This window comes from Pseudomonas sp. S2_A02 (assembly GCF_054668495.1).
In genome coordinates this window covers 4,347,996-4,374,556 of record NZ_CP162776.1, presented here as the reverse complement: position 1 = coordinate 4,374,556, position 26,561 = coordinate 4,347,996, and the positions used below count along the sequence as shown (strand labels likewise).

Genomic DNA, 26,561 nt, shown 5'->3' with positions numbered 1-26,561 from the left:
CACAGCCTGGGGCTGCGGGGTTGGGATGCTTGCTCAGCTAGACCTTTTCGACCTGGCTGAACTCTAGCTCTACCGGAGTAGAGCGACCGAAAATGAGCACTGCCACCTGGATCCGGCTCTTCTCGTAGTTAACTTCTTCAACCGTGCCGGTAAAATCGGCAAACGGCCCATCATTGACACGTACCGACTCGCCTGGCTCGAACAACGTCTTCGGCTTCGGCTTGTCGCTACCATCAGCAACGCGACGCAGAATCGCTTCTGCCTCTTTATCAGTGATCGGCGCAGGCTTATCAGCAGTACCGCCGATGAAACCCATCACCCGAGGAGTATCCTTGACCAAGTGCCAAGTACCCTCGTTCATATCCATCTGAACCAGCACATAACCTGGGAAGAACTTGCGCTCGCTTTTGCGTTTCTGGCCATTACGCATTTCAACCACTTCTTCAGTGGGAACCAGAATTTCGCCAAAGCCATCTTCCATGCCAGCCAGCTTTACGCGCTCTACCAACGAGCGCATGACATGCTTCTCGTAACCGGAGTAAGCATGCACAACGTACCAACGCTTAGCCACGGGACACCCTTAGCCGACAATCAAGGAAACAAGCCAGCCGAGCAGGGAATCAAGCCCCCACAACAGCAACGCCATAACCAGAACAACAGCCACAACAATCAGCGTGGTCTGCGTGGTTTCTTGGCGAGTTGGCCATACGACTTTACGAATCTCGGTGCGAGCTTCCTTAACCAGTACAAAGAAAGACTTGCCCTTGACTGTCTGCAGGCCTACAAAGGCAGCTACAGCAGCAATAACAAGCAAAGCGAGTACGCGGTACAGGATCGGCGAAGCAGAGTAATACTGATTGCCAACAACGCCAACAACCACCAAAGCGACTACTACTAGCCACTTGAGCAGATCGAAGCGAGAGCCTTGAGCTTCAGCTTTAGGAGTCATCTATGAAGATCCTGTGAAAAGAAAGCCAGACACACCAAGTGAATCTGGCAGGTCAGGAGGGAATCGAACCCCCAACCTACGGTTTTGGAGACCGTCGCTCTGCCAATTGAGCTACTGACCTAAAACAAAATCAGGCCGACCATTATGCCGGCCTGAAAAAGACATTACAACAACTTACTCGATGACTTTTGCTACGACACCAGCGCCGACGGTACGACCGCCCTCACGGATAGCGAAACGCAGACCATCTTCCATCGCAATGGTTTTGATCAGGGTAACGGTCATTTGAACGTTATCACCCGGCATCACCATTTCAACACCTTCTGGCAGTTCGCAATTACCAGTCACGTCAGTTGTACGGAAGTAGAACTGTGGACGGTAACCCTTGAAGAATGGCGTATGACGACCACCCTCCTCCTTGCTCAGAACGTAAACCTCAGCAGTAAACTTGGTATGCGGCTTGACAGTGCCGGGCTTGACCAGAACCTGACCACGCTCAACATCATCACGCTTGGTACCACGCAGCAGAACGCCGCAGTTCTCACCCGCACGACCTTCGTCGAGCAGCTTGCGGAACATTTCAACACCAGTGCAAGTAGTTTTGACAGTGTCACGAAGACCAACAATCTCTACTTCTTCCTGAATGCGGACAATGCCACGCTCAACACGACCAGTCACAACAGTACCGCGACCGGAGATCGAGAACACATCCTCGATCGGCATCAGGAACGGCTTATCAATAGCACGCTCAGGCTGCGGAATATAGCTATCCAGAGTCTCGACCAACTTCTTGACAGCGGTAGTACCCATCTCGTTGTCGTCTTGACCATTCAGCGCCATCAGCGCCGAACCAATGATGATCGGCGTGTCATCACCTGGGAAATCGTAAGTGCTCAGCAGATCACGCACTTCCATCTCAACCAGCTCCAGCAGCTCAGCGTCGTCAACCATGTCAGCCTTGTTCAGGAAGACAACGATGTACGGAACACCAACCTGACGGGACAACAGGATATGCTCACGGGTTTGCGGCATCGGACCATCAGCGGCCGAGCAAACCAGAATCGCACCATCCATCTGCGCAGCACCGGTAATCATGTTTTTTACGTAGTCGGCGTGACCTGGACAGTCAACGTGTGCGTAGTGACGCACAGCCGAATCGTACTCAACGTGAGCAGTGTTAATGGTGATACCACGAGCTTTTTCTTCTGGGGCGCTATCGATCTTGTCGAAGTCAACCTTTGCCGAACCGAACACTTCGGAGCAGACGCGGGTCAAAGCAGCGGTCAGCGTCGTCTTGCCATGGTCTACGTGACCAATGGTTCCAACGTTGACGTGCGGCTTGTTACGCTCGAACTTTTCCTTAGCCATCGAAATCACCCCTAGCAGAAGAATTAAGCAAGTACTATCAGCCATTAAAACAAAGGCAGATATTTTCATATCTGCCTTGTTATATGGAGCTCTTGAGCGGATTTGAACCGCTGACCTCACCCTTACCAAGGGTGTGCTCTACCAACTGAGCTACAAGAGCGTAACACTTTGCAGGACCTGCAAACTTGGAGCGGGTAGCGGGAATCGAACCCGCATCATCAGCTTGGAAGGCTGAGGTTCTACCACTAAACTATACCCGCGGAGCTTGCAGCTCTCGCTAAAAATGGTGGAGGGGGAAGGATTCGAACCTTCGAAGTCGTAGACGTCAGATTTACAGTCTGATCCCTTTGGCCGCTCGGGAACCCCTCCTAAGCGAGCCGGCATTCTATATCATGCCAGCCTTCTGTCAAGCATTTTCTCATTAAAAACCTGAGGTTAGCTGCGTTGACCTCGATTCACACTGCTGACCGTTAAAGGTCTTCACTGCGAAGCGGGCGCCATTCTATGCAAACTATTCGACGGGTGCAACCCCCTCGCACGGCATTATTTTATGTTTTAACTCATTGAATTCTTTAGAAAGGCTTTGCAACTGCGAGTCACCCAGCAAACGCCGGCTTTCCGGGGCTATGCGCACCCAGTAACCAGCATATTCGGGGAGATCCTTCGGCAAGGATTGAAACTTGATATCCATGTCACTCAATCGACGCTCGATTACCTGAGCGACTTCCTGTCGAGCAGAACCACCCAGATAGAGACAACTGCTATCCGCCTGAGTAGGTTTTCCTTTGTCTCGAGCGGTATCAGTTGCCTCGCTCAACAAACGAATATCCTGCTGCGAGCCGCGATACAGACTCAAAGGGGTTACATCTTTCGCGCGAAGCGGAGCCTCCTGTTGGTGCCAGACGTAATAGAACACATTGAGAACAAGCAACAACAGGAACAACCAACGCATAAAAACCTCAGGACAAGGGACACGCCATCGCCAAACCCACAAATACCAGGTCTGGAACCACCCTGGCCTCGGGCACAATCTCGGAGACAAGATCAGCATCTCCTCCAGTCAGGAAGACTACGAAATCTTCTCCCCAATAGCTGCGCGCCAACTCTAGCTGAGCCAGGACAAACCCTCTCAACATTAGCAAACAACCTCGCTCGACCGCCTCGACGGTTGTGCGCCCAGGAACAAGACTCTCCAAAGCGCGCTCGGCAGCAAGATCTCCATAGCGAATTCTACGGGTATGGGTACGCAGCTGGTTGCGCATCAAAGGCATCCCCGGACAGATAAATCCTCCGAGATGCTCACCATCTCCTGCAACAAAGTCAGCCGTAACAGCCGTACCAAAGTCGAGCACCAGACAAGCACCCGAAGCCAGATGAAATCCTCCGAGCATTGCAAGCCAGCGATCAAGCCCTAGCCGCTCGAACTCCTCATAGCCATTTCGAACCCCGGACATCTCCCGAGCCGGTGCCGCGCACACTACGGAAACGCCGAAAGCCTCGGTCAACAGAGAAATCAGCGCACTGGTTTCTTCGGCGGTTCTGACACTGACTAAACGACAATGCATGAGAGCGAGCCCCTTGAGCCCTCTCAAGCTCTCCAGCAATGCGAGATCCGAATCAACGACCCCCTCGCCAATCACCCGCCGGATATCCTCGCCGAGCACACGCCACTTGATGAAGCTGTTTCCACAATCGAGCTCAAGAATCATCACGCAACCTCAGACTGAGCTCGCCACCACTAAAGACCTTCTCCACACCATTCACCTTCAAGCGCAAGGCACCCTGGCCATCAATACCCAGCACCTCACCATCTATCTGACTAACACCGGCAATCAACGATACCGCCCGCCCCTGCCATAGATGATTTTGCTCCCACTCCGCCTGTATCGCCGGAAATCCGCCGGCCTGGTGGCGATTTAAATAGGCCTGGAGCATCAACCCTAACTCCGCAACCAGATGATTGCGATCAACAGCCTTACCCGACTCGAGGCGCATGGACGTCCATAGCTGATCAACCTCATCGGTCATCTGCATGTTCACATTTATTCCGACGCCGATCACCACGTGGCACACATCAGCGGGATCCCCCACTAATTCGAGCAGTATTCCCGCAATCTTTTGCTGCCCCACCAGAACATCATTCGGCCACTTCAACCCCACACCTGAAATACCAAGCCCTCGCAAGGCTTGCATTACGGCAAGCCCGACCACAAGACTCAAGCCTTCCAGCTGCCGCATCCCACCATCAATGCGCAGTACCAGACTGTAATAGATGTTTTCCGCGAACGGACTCACCCATTTGCGTCCACGCCGCCCACGACCAGCCGTCTGCCGCTCAGCGAGCACCAGAAACGGCGCAGGCTGGCCACGCTCGATAGCACGCAAGGCTTCAGCGTTGGTAGAGTCAATTGAATCGAAGACTAGAATGGGCCACTCGCAAGAAAGCGCCCGCGCGCTTATTTCCGCAGGATCAAGCAGTGTCAACGGCGCAGCCAGTTGATAGCCGCGACCGCGCACTTTATGAATGGATAAACCGAGCTCAGCTTCCAAGTGCTGAAGCTGCTTCCATACAGCGCTACGACTGACGCCCAAGGCAGCACCCAGGGCTTGGCCCGAATGGAATCGACCATCCTTAAGAAGCTTTAACAACGTCAGCATGCAAGTCTCGCCTCACAATGAGGCCCGCATGATAGCCATGCCCCGGGCTGTTGCATAGAAACCCTACAAGCGAGATTTTCCTGCGGACAAAACAAAACCCCTACCTGCATACGCAGATAGGGGTTTCGGAATTTAATCTTGACGATGACCTACTCTCACATGGGGAAACCCCACACTACCATCGGCGATGCATCGTTTCACTGCTGAGTTCGGGATGGGATCAGGTGGTTCCAATGCTCTATGGTCGTCAAGAAATTCGGGTACTGAGTCGTGACCAGGTGGCCTCGCTTCAGCAAATTGGGTATGTGACAGCTTGGTGTTTTGTGAGCATTTTCGAACTTTCGGTTCATTTCGTCTTCACACACCGCAATCTGATGCTCTTTCGAGTAGTCAAATTGCTTGGGTGTTATATGGTCAAGCCTCACGGGCAATTAGTATTGGTTAGCTCAACGCCTCACAGCGCTTACACACCCAACCTATCAACGTCGTAGTCTTCGACGGCCCTTCAGGGGACTCAAGGTCCCAGTGAGATCTCATCTTGAGGCTAGTTTCCCGCTTAGATGCTTTCAGCGGTTATCTATTCCGAACATAGCTACCCGGCAATGCCACTGGCGTGACAACCGGAACACCAGAGGTTCGTCCACTCCGGTCCTCTCGTACTAGGAGCAGCCCCTCTCAAATCTCAAACGTCCACGGCAGATAGGGACCGAACTGTCTCACGACGTTCTAAACCCAGCTCGCGTACCACTTTAAATGGCGAACAGCCATACCCTTGGGACCGGCTTCAGCCCCAGGATGTGATGAGCCGACATCGAGGTGCCAAACACCGCCGTCGATATGAACTCTTGGGCGGTATCAGCCTGTTATCCCCGGAGTACCTTTTATCCGTTGAGCGATGGCCCTTCCATACAGAACCACCGGATCACTAAGACCTACTTTCGTACCTGCTCGACGTGTCTGTCTCGCAGTCAAGCGCGCTTTTGCCTTTATACTCTACGACCGATTTCCGACCGGTCTGAGCGCACCTTCGTACTCCTCCGTTACTCTTTAGGAGGAGACCGCCCCAGTCAAACTACCCACCATACACTGTCCTCGATCCGGATAACGGACCTGAGTTAGAACCTCAAAGTTGCCAGGGTGGTATTTCAAGGTTGGCTCCACGCGAACTGGCGTCCACGCTTCAAAGCCTCCCACCTATCCTACACAAGCAAATTCAAAGTCCAGTGCAAAGCTATAGTAAAGGTTCACGGGGTCTTTCCGTCTAGCCGCGGATACACTGCATCTTCACAGCGATTTCAATTTCACTGAGTCTCGGGTGGAGACAGCGCCGCCATCGTTACGCCATTCGTGCAGGTCGGAACTTACCCGACAAGGAATTTCGCTACCTTAGGACCGTTATAGTTACGGCCGCCGTTTACCGGGGCTTCGATCAAGAGCTTCGCGTTAGCTAACCCCATCAATTAACCTTCCGGCACCGGGCAGGCGTCACACCCTATACGTCCACTTTCGTGTTTGCAGAGTGCTGTGTTTTTAATAAACAGTCGCAGCGGCCTGGTATCTTCGACCGGCGTGGGCTTACGCAGTAAATGCTTCACCCTCACCGGCGCACCTTCTCCCGAAGTTACGGTGCCATTTTGCCTAGTTCCTTCACCCGAGTTCTCTCAAGCGCCTTGGTATTCTCTACCCAACCACCTGTGTCGGTTTGGGGTACGGTTCCTGGTTACCTGAAGCTTAGAAGCTTTTCTTGGAAGCATGGCATCAACCACTTCGTGTACTAAAAGTACACTCGTCATCAGCTCTCGGCCTTAGAATCCCGGATTTACCTAAGATTCCAGCCTACCACCTTAAACTTGGACAACCAACGCCAAGCTGGCCTAGCCTTCTCCGTCCCTCCATCGCAATAACCAGAAGTACAGGAATATTAACCTGTTTTCCATCGACTACGCTTTTCAGCCTCGCCTTAGGGACCGACTAACCCTGCGTCGATTAACGTTGCGCAGGAAACCTTGGTCTTTCGGCGTGGGTGTTTTTCACACCCATTGTCGTTACTCATGTCAGCATTCGCACTTCTGATACCTCCAGCAAGCTTCTCAACTCACCTTCACAGGCTTACAGAACGCTCCTCTACCGCATCACCTAAGTGATACCCGTAGCTTCGGTGTATGGTTTGAGCCCCGTTACATCTTCCGCGCAGGCCGACTCGACTAGTGAGCTATTACGCTTTCTTTAAAGGGTGGCTGCTTCTAAGCCAACCTCCTAGCTGTCTAAGCCTTCCCACATCGTTTCCCACTTAACCATAACTTTGGGACCTTAGCTGACGGTCTGGGTTGTTTCCCTTTTCACGACGGACGTTAGCACCCGCCGTGTGTCTCCCATGCTCGGCACTTGTAGGTATTCGGAGTTTGCATCGGTTTGGTAAGTCGGGATGACCCCCTAGCCGAAACAGTGCTCTACCCCCTACAGTGATACATGAGGCGCTACCTAAATAGCTTTCGAGGAGAACCAGCTATCTCCGAGCTTGATTAGCCTTTCACTCCGATCCACAGGTCATCCGCTAACTTTTCAACGGTAGTCGGTTCGGTCCTCCAGTTAGTGTTACCCAACCTTCAACCTGCCCATGGATAGATCGCCCGGTTTCGGGTCTATTCCCAGCGACTAGACGCCCTATTAAGACTCGCTTTCGCTACGCCTCCCCTATTCGGTTAAGCTCGCCACTGAAAATAAGTCGCTGACCCATTATACAAAAGGTACGCAGTCACCCAACAAAGTGGGCTCCCACTGCTTGTACGCATACGGTTTCAGGATCTATTTCACTCCCCTCTCCGGGGTTCTTTTCGCCTTTCCCTCACGGTACTAGTTCACTATCGGTCAGTCAGTAGTATTTAGCCTTGGAGGATGGTCCCCCCCATATTCAGACAAAGTTTCTCGTGCTCCGTCCTACTCGATTTCATGACTAAGAGATTTTCGCGTACAGGGCTATCACCCACTATGGCCGCACTTTCCAGAGCGTTCCGCTAATCTCAAAGCCACTTAAGGGCTAGTCCCCGTTCGCTCGCCACTACTAAGGGAATCTCGGTTGATTTCTTTTCCTCAGGGTACTTAGATGTTTCAGTTCCCCTGGTTCGCTTCTTAAGCCTATGTATTCAGCTTAAGATACCTAACTTATGTTAGGTGGGTTCCCCCATTCAGACATCTCCGGATCAAAGTCTGTTTGCCGACTCCCCGAAGCTTTTCGCAGGCTACCACGTCTTTCATCGCCTCTGACTGCCAAGGCATCCACCGTATGCGCTTCTTCACTTGACCATATAACCCCAAGCAATCTGGTTATACTGTGAAGACGACATTCGCCGAAAATTCGATTCTTGCTCATAAAGAGCAACTCACAAATTTTACCTTAGCCTGATCCGTTACCAGTGAAAGTAACGTTCAGTCTATCTTTCTATCACATACCCAAATTTTTAAAGAACGATCTAATCAAAGACTAGAAATCAACATTCATCACCGGCTCGGTGGAATGCTCATTTCTAAGCTTTCAACAAACAGAAGCAGTAGTGGTGGAGCCAAACGGGATCGAACCGTTGACCTCCTGCGTGCAAGGCAGGCGCTCTCCCAGCTGAGCTATGGCCCCGTATTTCTACAGGCGTTTCCCACACAAAATTGGTGGGTCTGGGCAGATTCGAACTGCCGACCTCACCCTTATCAGGGGTGCGCTCTAACCAACTGAGCTACAGACCCAATTTCGAGCTACTAAGGCCGACCTCACCCTGCTCTTAACCACGAAGCATGGGGTGCGCTCTAACCAACTCAGCTACAACCTGACACAGGCTGCTTCTTTATCGTCTTCTTCAATGAATCAAGCAATTCGTGTGGGAACTTATGGAGCAGCTGATGTCGTCGATTAAGGAGGTGATCCAGCCGCAGGTTCCCCTACGGCTACCTTGTTACGACTTCACCCCAGTCATGAATCACACCGTGGTAACCGTCCTCCCGAAGGTTAGACTAGCTACTTCTGGTGCAACCCACTCCCATGGTGTGACGGGCGGTGTGTACAAGGCCCGGGAACGTATTCACCGCGACATTCTGATTCGCGATTACTAGCGATTCCGACTTCACGCAGTCGAGTTGCAGACTGCGATCCGGACTACGATCGGTTTTCTGGGATTAGCTCCACCTCGCGGCTTGGCAACCCTCTGTACCGACCATTGTAGCACGTGTGTAGCCCAGGCCGTAAGGGCCATGATGACTTGACGTCATCCCCACCTTCCTCCGGTTTGTCACCGGCAGTCTCCTTAGAGTGCCCACCATTACGTGCTGGTAACTAAGGACAAGGGTTGCGCTCGTTACGGGACTTAACCCAACATCTCACGACACGAGCTGACGACAGCCATGCAGCACCTGTCTCAATGTTCCCGAAGGCACCAATCCATCTCTGGAAAGTTCATTGGATGTCAAGGCCTGGTAAGGTTCTTCGCGTTGCTTCGAATTAAACCACATGCTCCACCGCTTGTGCGGGCCCCCGTCAATTCATTTGAGTTTTAACCTTGCGGCCGTACTCCCCAGGCGGTCAACTTAATGCGTTAGCTGCGCCACTAAGAGCTCAAGGCTCCCAACGGCTAGTTGACATCGTTTACGGCGTGGACTACCAGGGTATCTAATCCTGTTTGCTCCCCACGCTTTCGCACCTCAGTGTCAGTATCAGTCCAGGTGGTCGCCTTCGCCACTGGTGTTCCTTCCTATATCTACGCATTTCACCGCTACACAGGAAATTCCACCACCCTCTACCATACTCTAGCTCGTCAGTTTTGAATGCAGTTCCCAGGTTGAGCCCGGGGATTTCACATCCAACTTAACGAACCACCTACGCGCGCTTTACGCCCAGTAATTCCGATTAACGCTTGCACCCTCTGTATTACCGCGGCTGCTGGCACAGAGTTAGCCGGTGCTTATTCTGTCGGTAACGTCAAAACAATTACGTATTAGGTAACTGCCCTTCCTCCCAACTTAAAGTGCTTTACAATCCGAAGACCTTCTTCACACACGCGGCATGGCTGGATCAGGCTTTCGCCCATTGTCCAATATTCCCCACTGCTGCCTCCCGTAGGAGTCTGGACCGTGTCTCAGTTCCAGTGTGACTGATCATCCTCTCAGACCAGTTACGGATCGTCGCCTTGGTGAGCCATTACCTCACCAACTAGCTAATCCGACCTAGGCTCATCTGATAGCGCAAGGCCCGAAGGTCCCCTGCTTTCTCCCGTAGGACGTATGCGGTATTAGCGTCCGTTTCCGAGCGTTATCCCCCACTACCAGGCAGATTCCTAGGCATTACTCACCCGTCCGCCGCTCGCCACCAGGTACAAGTACCCGTGCTGCCGCTCGACTTGCATGTGTTAGGCCTGCCGCCAGCGTTCAATCTGAGCCATGATCAAACTCTTCAGTTCAAACATCTTTGGGTTTTTAAGAAACCCTAAACTTGGCTCAGCAATCGTTGGTTACATCTTTGATTTCTCGCGGAGTAACTTGTGATGCTGATAATCTTGTTGACTATCAGTCTGACTCCACAAGCACCCACACGAATTGCTTGATTCAGTTGTTAAAGAGCGGTTGGTTAAGATCTTTCGTCTCAACCGAGGCGCGCATTCTACAGCAGCCTCTGTTACTGTCAAGCGGTTATTTTCAGAAGTTTTCAAAGTTTCGCTTGGAAATCCTTAACAACTTCAACCACTTGCGCTTCCGATCTCTCGTTAGCGGGAGGCGAATTCTACAGCGTTAATCGCTGCTGTCAACACCTCTTTTTCTCCGCTTTCGACCGAGAAGGTCGAACCGTCAATAAGGCGAAAACACACGGCCTTACCAACTCCTTCTGGCTTCGATGAACTGAAGCGTAACCGCTGTCGAAAACTGCATAACTCTTTGTTTACCAAGGAGTTTTCCGTTTCGACTGCGCCGGAAGTGGGGCGAATTATAGACTTCCAGAATCTGCCGTCAACCCCTGATTTCAGCTTTATTCGGATTTGAGCGTAATACGCGCAAATGCCTTCTTCCCCGCCTGGCAAACATGGGTCGCGCCCAGTACGTATATAAAGGTGCGATCGACAACCTCACCATCTATACGCACACCACCAGAACCGAGAAGGTCGCGCGCCACAGCCGAGTTCTTCACCAGACCCGCTTTATTAAGGACCGCAGCAATTGGCATATCCTCGGCAGCGGTCAACTCGATCACTGGCAAATCATCCGGCAGCTCACCGTCCTTCATACGATTGCCCGCCGCACGGTGAGCATTGGCCGCAGCCTCTTCACCATGGAAGCGCGCAACGATCTCTTCGGCCAGCTTGATCTTGATGTCACGCGGATTCGCGCCTGCCTCGACGTCAGCCCGGAAAGCATTGATCTCTTCCATGGAGCGGAAACTGAGCAATTCGAAGTAACGCCACATCAGCACATCCGGAATAGAGACCAGCTTGCCATACATGACACCTGGCGCTTCCTGGATACCGACGTAGTTGCCCAGCGACTTGGACATCTTTTTCACGCCATCCAGACCTTCGAGCAACGGCATGGTCAGAATGCATTGAGCCTCCTGACCATAACCACGCTGCAGCTCGCGCCCCATCAGCAGGTTGAACTTCTGATCGGTACCACCCAGCTCGACATCCGCGCGCAACGCGACCGAGTCATAACCCTGAACCAGCGGATAGAGGAACTCGTGAATGGCGATGGGCTGATTTGTCGTGTAGCGCTTGTCGAAATCGTCGCGCTCGAGCATGCGAGCCACGGTGTATTGCGAAGTCAGGCGAATGAAGTCGGCCGGCCCCATCTGATCCATCCAGGTGGAGTTGAACGCCACCTCAGTCTTGGCCGGATCAAGAATCTTGAAGACCTGAGTCTTGTAGGTCTCGGCATTCTCGAGAACCTGCTCACGAGTGAGAGGAGGACGTGTCGCGCTCTTGCCGCTTGGATCACCGATCATCCCGGTGAAGTCACCTATAAGGAAGATCACCTGGTGACCCAGTTCCTGGAACTGGCGCAGCTTATTAATAAGCACAGTGTGACCCAGGTGCAAATCCGGCGCGGTCGGATCGAAGCCTGCCTTAATACGCAGCGGCTGGCCACGCTTGAGTTTCTCGATCAGCTCGGACTCGACCAACAGTTCTTCTGCACCACGTTTGATCAGCGCTAGCTGCTCTTCAACCGACTTCATAACAGACCCGCAAGGCTCAGATTCAAAGGGGAACAACCATACAAGATCGCGCACCAAATACAAGTTTTGCCCGGCGCACGGACGCCAATCCACGGACAGAGCGTTCGCAGACTTGCTTCAGAGATGATTTGGTTATATTTTATACAGTTATTTCGTCTTCATCATGTCATTCATCTTTTCCAATTCATCTTTTCAAAGTCAAAATTACCTATGACCACAGAACCGTCTAAAGCGCCACCGCTTTACCCGAAGACCCACCTGCTCGCAGCAAGTGGGATCGCCGCCCTTCTCAGCCTGGCGCTTCTGGTATTCCCTTCCAGTGATGTTGAAGCCAAAAAGACGACCCTGAGTCTTGAACTGGAAAGCCCTGCTGAACAACTGACACAAGATCAAGACGCTGCCGACGCCATTCAAGCCACAAATGAACCGGCGGCCTCCCCCTTCGCGCAGATCGAAAACAGCGCCGAGGACATTCAGGAAACTGCCCAGGCCGCCTCCGCCCCTGCTCCCGCGCCAGTCGTCGAAGAGAAGAAAGCGCCAGGCCATAAGGAAGTGATTGTTAGCAAAGGCGACACTCTCTCGACTTTGTTCGAGAAAGTCGGCCTTCCGGCCACTTCGGTGCATGAAGTACTGGCCAGCGACAAGCAGGCCAAGCAGTTCAGCCAACTCAAACACGGCCAGAAGCTTGAGTTCGAACTGGGCCCGGATGGCCAGCTGACCAATTTGCACAGCAAAGTCAGCGACATGGAAAGCATCAGCCTGACCAAGAACGACAAGGGTTATACGTTCAACCGCATTACTGCCAAGCCCACTGTTCGCTCCGCCTACGTTCATGGCGTGATCAACAGCTCGCTGTCGCAATCTGCCGCCCGAGCCGGTTTGTCCCATAGCCTGACCATGGATATGGCCAGCGTGTTTGGCTATGACGTCGACTTTGCCCAGGATATTCGCCAGGGTGACGAGTTCGATGTGATCTATGAACAGAAGGTCGTCAACGGCAAAGCGGTCGGCAATGGCCCGATCCTCTCCGCACGCTTCACCAACCGCGGCAAGACTTACACCGCGGTGCGCTACACCAACAAACAAGGCAACAGCAGCTACTACACAGCTGACGGCAACAGCATGCGCAAGGCGTTTATCCGTACTCCGGTAGACTTCGCCCGCATCAGCTCGAAATTCTCCATGGGCCGCAAGCACCCGATCCTGAACAAGATCCGCGCCCACAAGGGTGTCGATTACGCAGCACCGCGTGGCACACCAATCAAGGCTGCCGGCGACGGCCAAGTATTGTTGGCCGGTCGCCGCGGCGGTTATGGCAACACCGTGATCATCCAGCACGGCAGCACCTACCGCACGCTGTACGGCCACATGCAGGGCTTCGCCAAAGGCATCAAGACCGGCGGCAGCGTCAAGCAAGGTCAGGTGATCGGCTACATCGGCACCACCGGTCTCTCCACCGGTCCGCACTTGCACTACGAGTTCCAGGTCAATGGTGTGCACGTCGATCCACTGGGGCAGAAAGTAGCGATGGCCGATCCGATCTCCAAAGCTGAACGCTCGCGCTTCCTCGCGCAAAGCCAACCGCTGATGGCGCGCATGGATCAAGAGAAAACCACCCAGCTGGCTTCGAGTAAACGCTAAGCCATGGTGCTCTATATAGGTGTTATGTCCGGGACCAGCCTTGATGGCCTGGACATTGCGTTGATCGAGCAAGCCCCGGCAATCAAGCTGATCGCCACCCATTACATCCCTATGCCTGATTCCCTGCGCGCCGAGCTGCTTGGCTTGTGCGCCAGCGGCCCGGACGAGATTGCCCGCTCCGCCATTGCCCAGCAGAACTGGGTGAAACTGGCCGCACAGGGCATTCATACCCTCCTTGACCAACAAAATCTGAAACCCGCCGACATTCGCGCGATTGGCAGCCACGGCCAGACCATTCGCCACGAGCCGGCGCGCGGGTTCACGGTGCAAATCGGCAACCCGGCCTTGCTCACCGAGCTGACCGGCATCACCGTGGTCAGCGATTTTCGCAGCCGCGATGTAGCCGCAGGCGGACAAGGCGCGCCACTGGTTCCAGCCTTTCACGAAGCCCTGTTTGAAGAACGGCGCGGTAACCGCGCGGTATTGAACGTCGGCGGATTCAGCAACCTCAGCCTGATCGAACCCGGTAAGCCTGTTGCAGGATTTGACTGCGGCCCAGGGAATGTCCTGCTGGATGCGTGGATTCATCAGCAACGTGGTGACAACTTTGATCGTGACGGCCATTGGGCTGCCAGCGGCAAGGTTGAACCGGTGCTGTTGAACGAGCTGCTCAGTGATCCATTCTTTGTGACTCAGGGCCCGAAGAGCACCGGCCGCGAAGTGTTCAATCTGCCATGGCTGATGCAGCATCTGTCGCAGCTACCAACCTTCGCAGCCGAAGACGTACAGGCCACACTGCTTGAGCTGACTGCGCAGACCATTGTCGAGTCATTGCAAAGCGCCCAATCGGATACTGAGGAGCTGCTGGTCTGTGGTGGCGGCGCGCACAACGCCACGCTGATGAAGCGCCTGGCCAGTCTATTGCCGAATGCGAAAGTCAGCAGCACCGCTGTGTATGGTGTAGACCCGGACTGGGTCGAAGCCATGGCCTTCGCCTGGCTGGCCCATTGCTGCCTGGAAGGTATCGCGGCCAACCGCCCGAGTGTCACCGGTGCCCGCGGCCTGCGCATTCTCGGCGCCATTTATCCCGCCTGAACCTGAACCCCAGACAGCAAAACGCCGCGGAGTCCTGAGACCCTGCGGCGCCCGGTAATGCGGTGAGGTGCGATCAGATCGAGAACGAAGAGCCGCAGCCACACGTGGTGGTAGCGTTCGGGTTCTTGATCACGAAACGCGAACCTTCCAGACCTTCCTGGTAATCCACTTCGGCACCTGCCAGGTACTGGAAGCTCATTGGATCGACCACCAGGCTGACGCCTTCGCGCTCGACGATGGTGTCGTCATCGGCCACTTCTTCATCGAAGGTGAAGCCGTACTGAAACCCTGAACAACCGCCGCCCGTAACGAATACGCGCAGCTTCAAGCGATCATTCCCCTCTTCATCGACCAGGCTCTTCACCTTGTGCGCGGCACCGTGGGTGAATTGCAAAGCCGTGGGGGTGAAGGATTCGACGCTCATGCTGACTATCTCCCGGCGTTACGCCGCCATAATGCGTGATGACGCGCATTATCCGCTTCTCCCAGAAAATCGGTCAACTATTGTTACGGTATATCAATCAACCCAATTGTCAGACCACAATGCAAAAAGGCCCGTTCGACGGGCCTTTTTGCTGATCGGGATAAAGCCTTACGGCAGCATGCCCGCATGGGACAGACCCAGACGCTCATCCAGACCGAACAGGATATTCAGGTTCTGCACCGCCTGACCCGACGCGCCTTTGACCAGATTGTCGATCACCGACAATACCACCACCAGATCACCATCCTGCGGACGATGCACGGCAATACGGCAAACGTTGGCGCCGCGCACGCTACGGGTTTCCGGATGGCTGCCGGCAGGCATTACATCGACGAACGGTTCGTTGGCATAGCGCTTTTCGAACAACGCTTGCAGATCCACCGAGCGATCCACGACAGTCGCATAGAGTGTCGAGTGAATGCCGCGAATCATTGGCGTCAGGTGCGGAACGAAGGTCAGCCCCACGTCCTTGCCCGCTGCACGACGCAGACCCTGGCGGATTTCCGGCAAATGACGGTGCCCTTTGACGGCGTAAGCCTTCATGCTTTCCGACGTCTCGGAGTACAGCGAACCTACAGAAGCGCCACGACCAGCACCGCTGACGCCGGACTTGCAGTCTGCAATCAAGCGAGTGGTATCTGCCAGACCGGCTTCAAGCAATGGCAGGAAACCCAGTTGCGTGGCAGTCGGGTAGCAACCCGGCACAGCAATCAGGCGCGCTTGCTTGATTTGCTCGCGATTGACTTCCGGTAAGCCGTAAACCGCCTCCTCCAGCAGTTCTGGCGCGCCGTGCGGCTGACCGTACCATTTGGCCCACTCATCGGCGTCTTGCAGACGGAAGTCTGCCGACAGGTCGATGACCTTGGTCCCGGCCGCCAGCAACTCTCCCGCCAGAGCATGGGCAACACCGTGCGGCGTGGCGAAGAACACCACGTCGCAGGCCCCGAGGGTCTTGATGTCCGGAACGCTGAACGCCAGACCGTCGTAATGGCCTCGCAGGTTCGGGTACATATCGGCCACGGCCAGGCCGGCCTCGGATCGGGAAGTGATCACCACCACTTCAGCTTGCGGATGCTGCGCCAACAGACGCAGCAGTTCGACACCGGTGTAACCCGTGCCGCCGACGATACCGACCTTGACCATAAACCTGCCCTCAACGAACCCACTGGAAAGCCGTCGATAATAGGGGCCGCGCGGCCCTGCGACAACCGTCAAGGTGACGTGTGGCGGCTCAAGCCTCTACTATTCGGGCTACCGTGAACTTGGGAACACCTAAAAATGCTTTATCTGTGGCTCAAAGCGCTTCATATCGTCAGCATGGTCTGCTGGTTTGCCGGCCTGTTTTACCTGCCGCGCCTGTTCGTCTATCACGCCCAAAGCGAAGACACCGTCAGCAAGGAACGCTTCAGTATCATGGAGCGCAAACTGTACCGGGGCATCATGGCCCCGGCGATGATCGCCACTCTGGTGTTCGGTATCTGGCTGATCAGTCTCAACCCAAGCGCCTACTTCACCCAAGGTGCATGGATGCATGCCAAATTGACCCTTGTGGTAATCCTGATCGGTTACCACCACATGTGTGGTGCTCAGGTAAAACGTTTTGCCCGTGGCGAAAACACCCGCAGCCATGTCTTTTATCGCTGGTTCAATGAAGTGCCGGTTCTGATATTGCTGGCTATCGTAATTCTGGTCGTCGTTCGGCCGTTTTAATCCGACAAGCATAATTCACCCGGGGTACTTCCAATGTCGTTGCCCGCTTTGCTCGAACAACGTTTGCGCTTGCCCGTGGTGGCGGCGCCGATGTTCCTGATTTCCAACCCTGAGCTGGTGCTCGCTTGCTGCCGTAATGGCGTGGTTGGCAGTTTCCCCGCGCTGAACCAGCGTGAGAGCAGCGGTTTCAAGGCCTGGCTGGAAGAGATCGAAGCAGGACTGGCGACACTGGAAAATCCCGCGCCTTACGCGGTGAATCTGATCGTCCACAACAGCAACCCGCGATTGCAGGCGGACCTGGCGATCTGCATCGAGCACAAAGTACCGATCGTGATCACCAGCCTCGGCGCCGTGAAGGAACTGGTCGATGCCGTGCACAGCTATGGCGGCCTGGTGTTTCACGACGTGACGACGCGTCGCCACGCAGAAAAAGCCGCCGAGGCCGGCGTGGACGGTTTGATCGCCGTGGCTGCGGGAGCCGGTGGTCACGCCGGGACCTGGAGCCCGTTTTCGCTGATCGCCGAGATTCGCCAATTTTTCGACAAGACCCTGCTGCTGGCCGGCTGCCTGAACCATGGCCATGAAATTCTTGCCGCGCAATTGCTCGGCGCGGATCTGGCCTACTTCGGTACGCGATTTATCGGTACCACGGAAAGTCATGCACCTGACGCGTATAAGGAGATGCTCCTGACTTCCAGAGCCGCAGATATCATCCATACTCCAGCGGTGTCGGGCGTACCGGCAAGCTTCATGCGTCGGAGCCTGGAGGCCGCCGGTTTCGACATGGCAGCCCTGCAAGACAAGGGAGAGGTGAACTTCGGCTCCAAGCTCAAGCCGTTGAGCGATGAAGCTAAAGCCTGGAAAACCGTGTGGTCCGCAGGTCAGGGCGTCGGAGAAATCGAGGACCTGCCAAGTGTCGATCAACTGGTCGCACGTCTCGACGCCGAATATCGCAAGGCGCTGGAACTGGCGGCGGCGTTGCCCAAGCGCTGGCCGCGCTGACAGAAAAACTTGGCCAGCCAAATCCGGCTGGCCCTACACTCCATACTTGCAGCACCGCCTACTACAAACTCTCGCGACAAGGATGCCTCGGCCATGAGCGAAAACCGTTTCAAGATCGTCTTCGATGGCGCTCTGCAGCCAGGTGTTGACGCCACCACCGCGAAGCTCAATCTTGCCGAGCTGTTCAAAAGCGATGTCGCAGCCATCGAACGCCTGTTCAGTGGCCGCAAGGTTGCGCTCAAACGCGACCTGTCACACGCCGACGCGCAGACTTACCTTCAGGCGCTGACGAGAACCGGCATCGATGCCCGAATCGAAACAGAACCCTCGATCGAGCTGAACCTGTCCGACGTTCACGAACACGCCCCTGACAACAGCCAACCTGTCACGGCAGATCCCGATTCTCCCTATGCACCGCCCCGAGCCTCTGTCGGCGAAGCATTGCCGGAGTTTTCTGCACTCAAGGCATTCAGCTTCGTTGGCCGCATCGGTCGCTTGCGCTTTCTGGCCTGGACGATGGCGCTTACGTTGGTGACGCTTGGCGTTGGCTCCGTGTTCGCTATTTTCGGCTTTGCGCTCATCAGCACGGATTCCACTGCTGGCTTGATTCTCGCCGCTCTGCTGGCCTTTATCCTGGTCGTGGTACTCGCATTCATCAGCATCCAATTCAGCGTGCAGCGCCTGCATGATATCGGCTGGTCCGGCTGGCTCTGGCTGCTGAACCTTGTGCCGGTCGTGGGCAGCATTTTTCCGTTCGTGATAATGATCGTACCGGGCAACAACACTGCCAACCGGTATGGCGCACCACCGCCGCCCAACAGCAACGCGGTCAGGGTGCTGGCTTCGCTATGGCTGGTATTTATCGCAATCATGTTCGTCGGCGGGCTGACTGGAGGCCTCACCGCGATCCAGGATGAGTACGAAAGCGCAACCGAAAGCACCTATCAAAGCAGCTCGGTGATCACCGACGAAGTTGAAGTCGAGCCGGCCGAAGAGGCCGAACAAGCGCCAAATTCATCCGATGATGCAGCCGAAGCTGCCGAGCCCACTGTAGACTCTGCGAAAGAATGAACAGCGCTACCCGCCCGTGACACCTGCGTCGCCGGCGCGGAGCCGTTGCGATGGAGAACTGCATGACCCGTTACGCTCTGATCACTGGCGCTTCCAGCGGCATCGGCCTGGCGATGGCCGAAGCGCTGGCCCGGCGCGGTCGCAGCCTGATTCTGGTGGCCCGACAGCGTGATCAGCTGGAAAGCATTGCGATTGAACTGACTCAACGTTTTGGCGTGGAAGTGTTGTTTCGTGCCTGTGACCTGGGCGAGCCGCTGAGGCTGTCCGGATTTCTGCTGGAGCTTGAGGAAGGTGATCGACAAATCGATTTGTTGGTCAACTGTGCCGGCATCGGTACCTGCGGTCCATTCCTGGCTCAGGACTGGATGACCGAGCAGGACTTGATCGAAGTGAACATCCTGGCCCTCACGCGCTTGTGTCATGCCATCGGCAACAGCATGGCCTTGCAGGGCGGCGGACAAATTCTGAACGTCGCCTCGGTCGCAGCGTTTCATCCCGGTCCATGGATGAGCACTTATTTCGCCAGCAAGGCTTACGTACTGCACTTTTCCGAAGGCTTGCGCGTCGAACTGAAGAAATGTGCGGTCAAGGTGTCGGTACTCTGCCCCGGCCCGACCCGCACGGCGTTCTTTCGTAACGCGCAACTGGACACCGACAAACTGGACGAGAGCAAAAGGCTGATGAGCCCCGAGGAAGTCGCGCTTTATACCGTGCGCGCCCTGGAGCGAAATAGCGCCATTATTGTCCCCGGTCGCCTGAATCGCTGGTTCGCATTCCTGCCGCGGCTCGGCTCCCGCTGGCTGACCCGGACAATCGCGGGCATGGTCAACAAAGCCTATTGCCCGCGCTGATCAATCCTCAAGGCAAAAGACTGGGCTCTGACATAACCCATGGTTACACTCAGGCCAGCCCAAACAACGGAGAAAACAGCTGTGGATACTCTGTTCACCAAGATCATCAACCGGGAAATCCCGGCGAAGATCATTTATGAGGACGACCAGGTACTGGCCTTCCACGACATCGCGCCACAGGCCCCCGTGCATTTCCTGGTAGTCCCGAAGAAGCCGGTGCGCACCCTTAATGACCTCACCGAGGACGACAAGGCTTTGGCCGGGCATATTCTGTTCACGGCCCAGCGTCTGGCTCTGGAATTGGGCTGTGAAGAAGGTTTCCGGGTGGTCATGAACTGCAATGAGTTGGGCGGGCAGACCGTCTATCACATTCATATGCACGTGCTGGGTCAACGCCAGATGCACTGGCCGCCGGGCTGATTGCAAGCAGTAGGTTTATGTGGCGAGGGAGCTTGCTCCCGCTGGGTTGCGAAGCAGCCCCGAATCCACGCATCGAGTTTTTCCAGACAGAACCGATGGGTTGAATTTACGACCGCTTCGCGGCCGAGCGGGAGCAAGCTCCCTCGCCACAGATGACCCAGCGCAAACCCTCCCGCGGCCGATTGGGTTAAACTGGCCGCCGAGATTCTTTCCGGAGGTCAGCATGACTACCCAACGTCACTACTCGCCGATTGACCGTCTTCTGCTGCAAGCCGATGCCGCGATGCGTACTTTGCTGCCCTTCAGTGGTCAGCCCTACCGTCCGTCGCCTGCCATCGTGCAGCCAGATGCGCAAATGAGCGATGAGGACACCCGGCACGTCGCCGGTTTAATGCGCATCAACCATACCGGCGAAGTCTGCGCCCAGGCGCTGTATCAAGGTCAGGCCCTGACCGCCAAGCTGCCGAAAGTGCGCGCCGCCATGGAGAACGCCGCCGAAGAAGAAATCGACCACCTGGTCTGGTGCGAACAACGCATTCATCAGTTGGGTAGCCATACCAGCATCCTCAATCCGCTGTTCTACGGCATGTCGTTCGGGATTGGCGCGGTCGCCGGGTTGATCAGCGACAAAGTCAGCTTGGGTTTCGTTGCTGCCACCGAGCATCAGGTCTGCAAACACCTGAACGAACACCTTGAACAACTGCCCCCCGAGGACGAGAAATCCAGGGCAATCCTGGAGCAAATGCGCATTGATGAAGAACACCACGCCGAAAGCGCGCTGGATGCGGGCGGGTTTCGTTTTCCGGCACCGGTGAAGTTCGGGATGAGTTTGTTGGCCAAGGTGATGACGAAGAGTACTTATCGGATCTGAGGGTTGTGTTGTTTGACAGGGCCTCTTCGCGGGCAAGTCGGGTCGCCGCACCGCTCGCTCCTACAAGGGTTCTGTACTCCAACAAATAAAAAAGGCGACTACCGCAAGGTAGTCGCCTTTTTTGTGTCCGAAAAATCTTAGCTCGGCATGTTGCGCGCGTAGAAGATTTCGAGCATTTCGTGTTTCACACGCTCAGTCACCTGGGCACGTTGCTCAGAGGACAGGTTGCTGGTGGCGTCGCCGAAGAGGTAGTTATCCAGTTCGAAGTTCTTCAACAGCATTTTGGTGTGGAACAGGTTTTCCTGGTACACGTTCACGTCGGTCATCTGGTACGCGTCGCGGGTGTCGTCGGAGAGGTAGTTCTGGATCGAGTTGATCTCGTGGTCGATGAAGTGCTTCTTGCCTTCAACGTCACGGGTGAAGCCGCGCACGCGGTAATCCACAGTCACGATGTCCGAATCGAACTGGTGAATCAGGAAATTAAGCGCTTTGAGCGGTGAAATGACGCCACAGGTCGACACGTCGATATCCACACGGAACGTCGCGATACCGTCCACCGGATGGATTTCCGGATAGGTGTGCACCGTGATATGGCTCTTGTCGAGGTGGGCCAGGATGATTTCGGGCAATGGGCCCGGAGACTCTTCGATCTGACTGTCGGTCGGGGTCACCGGCTCTTCAGAGATCAGAATCGTGACGCTGGCACCTTGGGGTTCATAGTCCTGACTGGCGATGTTCAGGATGTTGGCACCAATGATATCGACAACTTCTGTGAGGATCTGCGTCAGGCGTTTGGCGTTGTACTCTTTATTGATGTACTCGACGTAAGCCTGTTGGTCTTGCGGGGTTTCCGCGTAGCAGATGTCATAGATGTTGAAGCTCAAGGTCTTTGTCAGGTTATTGAACCCGTGGAGCTTGAGTTTGCTTTTCACCGTTAAAAACTCTCTATGTATTGCGGGCTGGCCGCGTGATCAAGCATGCCCGTCAGATGCGAACGACGCACCTGCGTAGGACGGTTAACACCTCTTCGCGATGGCGATTTTGGTTGTCTGTTCAGGCAAGCGACCTGTCGGCTGACCGATCACTGCCCTGAAAAAAGTGGCGCATTATGCAGACGTCAGCTATGGATCGCCAGAGTCTGCACTGCTTTTATGATAGTTGAATGTCGATTCAACCGAGTTCGATGATTTCGTAGTCGTGGGTAATCGCCACGCCGGCCGCGCCGAGCATGATCGAGGCCGAGCAATACTTCTCGGCCGACAGCTCGATGGCGCGCTTGACCTGAGCTTCTTTCAGCCCGCGGCCCTTGACCACGAAATGCATATGGATCTTGGTGAAAACTTTCGGATCTTCGGTCGCACGCTCGGCTTCAAGGAAGGCTTCGCAGCTTTCCACGGCCTGACGGGACTTCTTGAGGATGCTGACCACATCGAAATTGCTGCAACCGCCAACCCCCAGCAGGAGCATTTCCATTGGCCGGACACCCAGGTTACGACCGCCGGCATCGGGCGGTCCGTCCATGACCACGACATGACCGCTGCCAGATTCACCGAGGAACATGGCTTCGCCAGCCCATTGGATGCGTGCCTTCATCGCCAAGACTCCACTGTATAAAAAGGGTCGCCAGCTTAGCACAGGGCCCTTGATTGGTAGCGCTTCGCCTTCCTAGGACATAACCATCTGCGTCGTAGGCAAATTCTCAAATCTTGAAGGAATGCGTCTGTTAAGCTGGCGCCAACTCAGTGGCGCATGGCCAGCTTTTCAGCGCACAAAAAAGGATTGCAGGCTTCGCCAGCTCCTACAAAAAACAAACACACCGTGCAGTCTTTTCGGGATACAACCATGGTTGCTATTACCCCCACACCCAAAATCAAAAACCTCGACAAACTGTTGATGCACTGCCAGCGCCGTCGCTATGCCGCCAAGAGCAACATCATTTGTGCAGGTGACCGCTCGGACACACTGTTTTTCATCATCAAAGGCTCGGTAACCATTCTGATTGAGGATGACGACGGCCGTGAAATGATCATTGCCTACCTCAATTCCGGCGACTTTTTCGGCGAGCTGGGTCTGTTTGAGCAGGCCGGCCTGGAACAGGAGCGCAGCGCCTGGGTACGTGCCAAGGTCGAATGCGAAGTCGCGGAAATCAGCTACGCGAAATTCCGCGAGCTGTCCCAACAAGATCCAGACATTCTTTACGTGCTCAGCGGACAAATCGCACAGCGCCTGCGCAATACCACACGCAAGGTCGGCGACCTGGCGTTCTTCGACGTGACCGGTCGCGTTGCGCGCTGCCTGCTGGAGCTGTGTAAGCAACCAGACGCCATGACCCACCCGGACGGCATGCAGATCAAGGTGACCCGTCAGGAAATCGGCCGGATTGTCGGTTGCTCCCGTGAGATGGTCGGCCGCGTGCTCAAGGATCTGGAAGAGCGCAACCTGGTCGACGTCAAAGGCAAGACCATGGTGGTCTTCGGTACGCGCTAAGCTCGAAAATTCAAGCTCCTGATTTAAGTCCCAAGCATTTCTGCCAGCAACTGTCGGTATAGCGCATCCAGCCGTTCCAGCACATCAGGAGCGGCAAACTTTTCATGCAGGGCGATGTGGCTTTCAGCGCGAACCCGCTGTTCCAGGCCACAGGCTTCATTGAAGCGATTGACCGCCGCGACCATCGACTCTCGCTCGTCATCGATCAACATCGCCCCGTGCACCAGCCCGACCGGACGCTGCCCACCTTTACTCTGGCGCCAACGCTGAGCGGTGCCGACCATCTTGCGACCATCAAGGTTGACGTTGAAACGGCCGTCGCAGAACGCGCCCTCGATTTCGCCCAACGACGAAGTGCCGCCCAACTCATCCAGTAACTGACAGATCGGATCGCACAGACGCCGGTAGCCGGTTTCGATGCGGTTCAGATCGCCTTCGCTGCGCGGCGGGGCATAGACCAGTGCGATGTTGATCGTCGAGGCCGATTGCGGCACTGGCTCACCGCCGGTTTCACGCAGTAGTACCGGCCAGCCGGCGGCAGCGGAGACTTCGCACGCGGCCTCGAACTGTGGCAGGCGATTCAAGCGACGGGGCATGACCAATGCGCGGTCAGTGGGTTGCCAGAACAGCAGACCGAACTCCGATTCACCGGTGCACACATGGGCCAACAGATCCTGTTCGGCGAGCAGGCCGGCTTCGATGGTCAGAGGGGTTGGTGAGGTCATAAGGTATTCCGTTGGGCATGAAGTCTGTGGCGCTACTTATGCCGCCATCGCGAGCAGGCTCGCTCCCACATTGGATCTCTGATGTTAGTAGATCTCTTGTGGGAGCGAGCCTGCTCGCGATGGGGTCGACTCGGTCTGCGTGTAATCAGTCGAGCGTAGAACCGCTCACTGGAATGCCACGCTCGGGAAAGAACAAGCGCTGCAATTCGGTACCCGGGCTTTCGGCGCGCATGAACGCTTCGCCGACCAGGAACGCATACACATCGCTGATTTCCATCAGCTCGACATCAGCCCGATTGAGAATGCCACTTTCAGTAATCACCAGACGATCACGCGGAATGCGCGGCAACAGGTCGAGGGTGGTTTCCAGATTGACGTCGAAGGTGTGCAAGTTGCGGTTGTTCACGCCCACCAGCGGTGTGTCGAGGGTTTTCAAGGCCCGTTCCAGCTCGTCGCCATCGTGGACTTCCACCAGCACATCAAGACCGACGTTTTTGGCCACGGCCGCCAGCTCGGCCATCTTCACGTCGTCCAATGCGGAGACAATCAACAGCACGCAGTCAGCGCCCAGTGCACGGGCTTCGATGATCTGGTACGGATCGATCATGAAATCCTTGCGGATCACCGGCAGCTTGCACGCAGCCCGGGCCTGTTGCAGATACGCATCGCAACCCTGGAAGTAATCGATGTCGGTGAGCACCGACAGGCAAGTTGCCCCGCCCTTTTCGTAACTTCTGGCAATGTCCGCAGGCACGAAGTTCTCGCGAATCACGCCTTTGCTTGGCGAAGCCTTCTTGATTTCAGCAATGACCGCCGGCTGCTTCGTCTTGGCCTGATCGATCAATGCCTTGGCAAAACCACGGGGTGCATCGGCCGCCTTGGCCAGATTTTCCAGCTCCGCGAGACTCACACGAGCGCTACGCTCGGCGACTTCCTGAACTTTGCGGGCCAGAATATTTTCCAGAACCGTCGGTACACTCATCCCTCATTCTCCACTTTGAATACCGCGGTAAATGCACCCAATTCCTCAAGTTTTTCCCGAGCGAGGCCTGTGTGCAGCGCATCGTGCGCCAGGGCAACGCCTTCTTTCAAACTGCTGGCATGGTCGGCGGCGTACAGCGCGGCACCGGCATTAAGCACGATCATCTCGGCGGCTTTCTGACCGTTCTCGGTCTTGCGCTTGCCCAAGGCATCGCGAATCAGCTCAAGGGAGGCCGCCGGGCTTTCCACCGCCAGACCGTGCAGGCTCTGGCTCTTCATTCCCAAGTCTTCGGGCTCGACCCAATACTCGGTGATCTGGTCATTCTTCAATTCCGCCACAAAGGTCGGTGCCGCCAGACTGAACTCGTCCAGGCCATCCTTCGAGTGCACCACCAGCACGTGTTTACTGCCCAGACGTTGCAAAACTTCGGCCAATGGCCGGCACAACGCCTGACTGAACACACCCACCACCTGATGTTTCACACCGGCCGGATTCGTAAGCGGGCCGAGCATGTTGAACAGCGTGCGCAGGCCCAACTCGCGGCGTGGGCCGGCGGCGTGCTTCATGGCGCTATGGTGAGTCTGGGCAAACATGAAACCGATGCCGACGTTGTCGATGCAGCGCGCCACCTGGACCGGCGTCAGGTTCAGGTAGATACCGGCCGCTTCCAGCAAATCGGCGCTGCCGCTTTTGCCCGACACCGCTCGGTTACCATGCTTGGCCACGGTGCAACCGGCCGCGGCGACGACAAACGATGACGCGGTGGAGACGTTGAAAATGTTCGCACCGTCGCCGCCGGTGCCGACCACATCGACCACGCCGTCGAGGGTATTGAGTTCAACCTTGTCCGCCAACTCGCGCATCGCCGTCACGGCGCCGACAATCTCGTCGATGCTTTCGCTCTTCATGCGCATGGCCATCATGAACGCGCCGATCTGCGCATCCGTGCATTGCCCGGTCATGATTTCTCGCATGACATCGCGCATCTCATCGGTACTGAGGTCGAGGTGGCCGACAATACGGCTCAGGGCTGTCTTGATATCCAT

23 protein-coding genes, 6 tRNA genes and 3 rRNA genes are annotated in these 26,561 nt (G+C 55.5%); 9 read left to right on the top strand and 23 right to left on the bottom strand.

Features of this window, described 5'->3' with window-relative positions; genetic code table 11:
- Positions 1-37: 37 nt before the first annotated feature.
- The 16 genes from nusG to tyrS form a co-directional block, all read right to left on the bottom strand.
- On the bottom strand, positions 38-571 hold the full coding sequence (gene nusG / locus AB4O41_RS19940) for a transcription termination/antitermination protein NusG (RefSeq protein ID WP_007896622.1): 534 nt from the start codon (positions 569-571) through the stop codon (positions 38-40).
- A gap of 9 nt (positions 572-580) precedes the next feature.
- Positions 581-949 (bottom strand): preprotein translocase subunit SecE, encoded by a 369-nt coding sequence (gene secE / locus AB4O41_RS19935; protein ID WP_007896620.1) that lies wholly within the window; start codon positions 947-949, stop codon positions 581-583.
- A gap of 45 nt (positions 950-994) precedes the next feature.
- Positions 995-1,070: transfer RNA gene (locus AB4O41_RS19930), tRNA-Trp, on the bottom strand.
- A 53-nt stretch (positions 1,071-1,123) separates the two neighbouring features.
- Positions 1,124-2,317, bottom strand: coding sequence for an elongation factor Tu (gene tuf, locus AB4O41_RS19925; protein WP_007896619.1), 1,194 nt, complete (start codon positions 2,315-2,317; stop codon positions 1,124-1,126).
- Between the two features lie 84 nt (positions 2,318-2,401).
- A tRNA-Thr gene (locus AB4O41_RS19920) sits at positions 2,402-2,477 on the bottom strand.
- Positions 2,478-2,503: 26 nt separating this feature from the next.
- A tRNA-Gly gene (locus tag AB4O41_RS19915) sits at positions 2,504-2,577 on the bottom strand.
- Positions 2,578-2,601: 24 nt separating this feature from the next.
- A tRNA-Tyr gene (locus AB4O41_RS19910) sits at positions 2,602-2,686 on the bottom strand.
- 142 nt (positions 2,687-2,828) lie between these two features.
- Positions 2,829-3,269 (bottom strand): hypothetical protein, encoded by a 441-nt coding sequence (locus AB4O41_RS19905; protein ID WP_460144388.1) that lies wholly within the window; start codon positions 3,267-3,269, stop codon positions 2,829-2,831.
- A 7-nt stretch (positions 3,270-3,276) separates the two neighbouring features.
- Positions 3,277-4,026 carry a pantothenate kinase gene (locus tag AB4O41_RS19900; protein ID WP_460144387.1) on the bottom strand — a complete coding sequence of 250 codons (750 nt, stop codon included), beginning with the start codon at positions 4,024-4,026 and terminating at the stop codon, positions 3,277-3,279.
- Positions 4,016-4,975 (bottom strand): bifunctional biotin--[acetyl-CoA-carboxylase] ligase/biotin operon repressor BirA, encoded by a 960-nt coding sequence (birA, locus tag AB4O41_RS19895; protein WP_460144386.1) that lies wholly within the window; start codon positions 4,973-4,975, stop codon positions 4,016-4,018. The genes AB4O41_RS19900 and birA overlap by 11 nt, the downstream gene beginning before the upstream one ends.
- Before the next feature lie 136 nt (positions 4,976-5,111).
- A 5S ribosomal RNA gene (rrf, locus tag AB4O41_RS19890) occupies positions 5,112-5,227 on the bottom strand.
- A 158-nt stretch (positions 5,228-5,385) separates the two neighbouring features.
- A 23S ribosomal RNA gene (locus tag AB4O41_RS19885) occupies positions 5,386-8,278 on the bottom strand.
- A 249-nt stretch (positions 8,279-8,527) separates the two neighbouring features.
- A tRNA-Ala gene (locus AB4O41_RS19880) sits at positions 8,528-8,603 on the bottom strand.
- 30 nt (positions 8,604-8,633) lie between these two features.
- Positions 8,634-8,710: transfer RNA gene (locus tag AB4O41_RS19875), tRNA-Ile, on the bottom strand.
- A 164-nt stretch (positions 8,711-8,874) separates the two neighbouring features.
- Positions 8,875-10,413: ribosomal RNA gene (locus tag AB4O41_RS19870) — 16S ribosomal RNA — on the bottom strand.
- Together the 16S, 23S and 5S rRNA genes with 2 tRNA genes alongside form the textbook arrangement of a ribosomal RNA operon.
- A gap of 563 nt (positions 10,414-10,976) precedes the next feature.
- The gene (gene tyrS, locus AB4O41_RS19865; RefSeq protein ID WP_460148384.1) at positions 10,977-12,176 is read right to left on the bottom strand and encodes a tyrosine--tRNA ligase; all 1,200 of its coding nucleotides are present in this window, start codon (positions 12,174-12,176) and stop codon (positions 10,977-10,979) included.
- A gap of 210 nt (positions 12,177-12,386) precedes the next feature.
- On the opposite strand from tyrS, the gene AB4O41_RS19860 reads away from it, so the two are divergent.
- Together AB4O41_RS19860 and AB4O41_RS19855 are read left to right on the top strand one after the other, a co-directional pair.
- Positions 12,387-13,817: a peptidoglycan DD-metalloendopeptidase family protein gene (locus AB4O41_RS19860; RefSeq protein ID WP_460144385.1), complete on the top strand. Its 1,431-nt coding sequence runs from the start codon at positions 12,387-12,389 to the stop codon at positions 13,815-13,817.
- Positions 13,818-13,820: 3 nt separating this feature from the next.
- On the top strand, positions 13,821-14,912 hold the full coding sequence (locus AB4O41_RS19855; RefSeq protein WP_460144384.1) for an anhydro-N-acetylmuramic acid kinase: 1,092 nt from the start codon (positions 13,821-13,823) through the stop codon (positions 14,910-14,912).
- A gap of 73 nt (positions 14,913-14,985) precedes the next feature.
- Here the strand turns inward: AB4O41_RS19855 and erpA are convergent, their stop codons facing one another.
- A complete protein-coding gene (gene erpA, locus AB4O41_RS19850) occupies positions 14,986-15,336 on the bottom strand; it encodes an iron-sulfur cluster insertion protein ErpA (protein ID WP_007906865.1) in 351 nt (116 codons plus the stop codon).
- Between the two features lie 168 nt (positions 15,337-15,504).
- Positions 15,505-16,539 (bottom strand): N-acetyl-gamma-glutamyl-phosphate reductase, encoded by a 1,035-nt coding sequence (argC, locus tag AB4O41_RS19845; RefSeq protein ID WP_007941665.1) that lies wholly within the window; start codon positions 16,537-16,539, stop codon positions 15,505-15,507.
- Positions 16,540-16,674: 135 nt separating this feature from the next.
- Here argC and hemJ point away from each other — a divergent pair, with 135 nt between their 5' ends.
- The 6 genes from hemJ (at position 16,675) to coq7 (ending at position 21,321) form a co-directional block, all read left to right on the top strand.
- Complete coding sequence (gene hemJ, locus AB4O41_RS19840) at positions 16,675-17,106, top strand: protoporphyrinogen oxidase HemJ (protein ID WP_460144383.1); 432 nt, start codon at positions 16,675-16,677, stop codon at positions 17,104-17,106.
- 33 nt (positions 17,107-17,139) lie between these two features.
- Complete coding sequence (locus AB4O41_RS19835) at positions 17,140-18,108, top strand: NAD(P)H-dependent flavin oxidoreductase (protein WP_460144382.1); 969 nt, start codon at positions 17,140-17,142, stop codon at positions 18,106-18,108.
- Between the two features lie 93 nt (positions 18,109-18,201).
- Complete coding sequence (locus tag AB4O41_RS19830) at positions 18,202-19,179, top strand: DUF805 domain-containing protein (protein ID WP_460148383.1); 978 nt, start codon at positions 18,202-18,204, stop codon at positions 19,177-19,179.
- Positions 19,180-19,241: 62 nt separating this feature from the next.
- Entirely contained in the window at positions 19,242-20,030 is a 789-nt protein-coding gene (locus AB4O41_RS19825) for an SDR family NAD(P)-dependent oxidoreductase (RefSeq protein WP_460144381.1), read from the top strand.
- 81 nt (positions 20,031-20,111) lie between these two features.
- The gene (locus AB4O41_RS19820; protein ID WP_007906873.1) at positions 20,112-20,450 is read left to right on the top strand and encodes a histidine triad nucleotide-binding protein; all 339 of its coding nucleotides are present in this window, start codon (positions 20,112-20,114) and stop codon (positions 20,448-20,450) included.
- A 223-nt stretch (positions 20,451-20,673) separates the two neighbouring features.
- Complete coding sequence (gene coq7 / locus AB4O41_RS19815) at positions 20,674-21,321, top strand: 2-polyprenyl-3-methyl-6-methoxy-1,4-benzoquinone monooxygenase (RefSeq protein WP_460144380.1); 648 nt, start codon at positions 20,674-20,676, stop codon at positions 21,319-21,321.
- Between the two features lie 137 nt (positions 21,322-21,458).
- On the opposite strand, the gene speD is transcribed toward coq7, so the two are convergent.
- On the bottom strand, positions 21,459-22,253 hold the full coding sequence (gene speD / locus AB4O41_RS19810; protein ID WP_123355745.1) for an adenosylmethionine decarboxylase: 795 nt from the start codon (positions 22,251-22,253) through the stop codon (positions 21,459-21,461).
- Between the two features lie 238 nt (positions 22,254-22,491).
- Complete coding sequence (locus AB4O41_RS19805; RefSeq protein WP_007941657.1) at positions 22,492-22,914, bottom strand: OsmC family protein; 423 nt, start codon at positions 22,912-22,914, stop codon at positions 22,492-22,494.
- A 249-nt stretch (positions 22,915-23,163) separates the two neighbouring features.
- Between AB4O41_RS19805 and crp the strand changes: the two genes are divergently transcribed.
- Positions 23,164-23,808: a cAMP-activated global transcriptional regulator CRP gene (crp, locus tag AB4O41_RS19800; protein WP_007941656.1), complete on the top strand. Its 645-nt coding sequence runs from the start codon at positions 23,164-23,166 to the stop codon at positions 23,806-23,808.
- Positions 23,809-23,831: 23 nt separating this feature from the next.
- On the opposite strand, the gene AB4O41_RS19795 is transcribed toward crp, so the two are convergent.
- From AB4O41_RS19795 to trpD, 3 genes are all read right to left on the bottom strand, one after another.
- A complete protein-coding gene (locus AB4O41_RS19795) occupies positions 23,832-24,533 on the bottom strand; it encodes a lipoate--protein ligase family protein (protein ID WP_460144379.1) in 702 nt (233 codons plus the stop codon).
- A 145-nt stretch (positions 24,534-24,678) separates the two neighbouring features.
- Positions 24,679-25,515, bottom strand: coding sequence for an indole-3-glycerol phosphate synthase TrpC (gene trpC, locus AB4O41_RS19790; protein WP_460144378.1), 837 nt, complete (start codon positions 25,513-25,515; stop codon positions 24,679-24,681).
- Positions 25,512-26,561 (bottom strand): anthranilate phosphoribosyltransferase, encoded by a 1,050-nt coding sequence (trpD, locus tag AB4O41_RS19785; RefSeq protein WP_007906883.1) that lies wholly within the window; start codon positions 26,559-26,561, stop codon positions 25,512-25,514. Before trpD ends, trpC begins: the two co-directional genes overlap by 4 nt.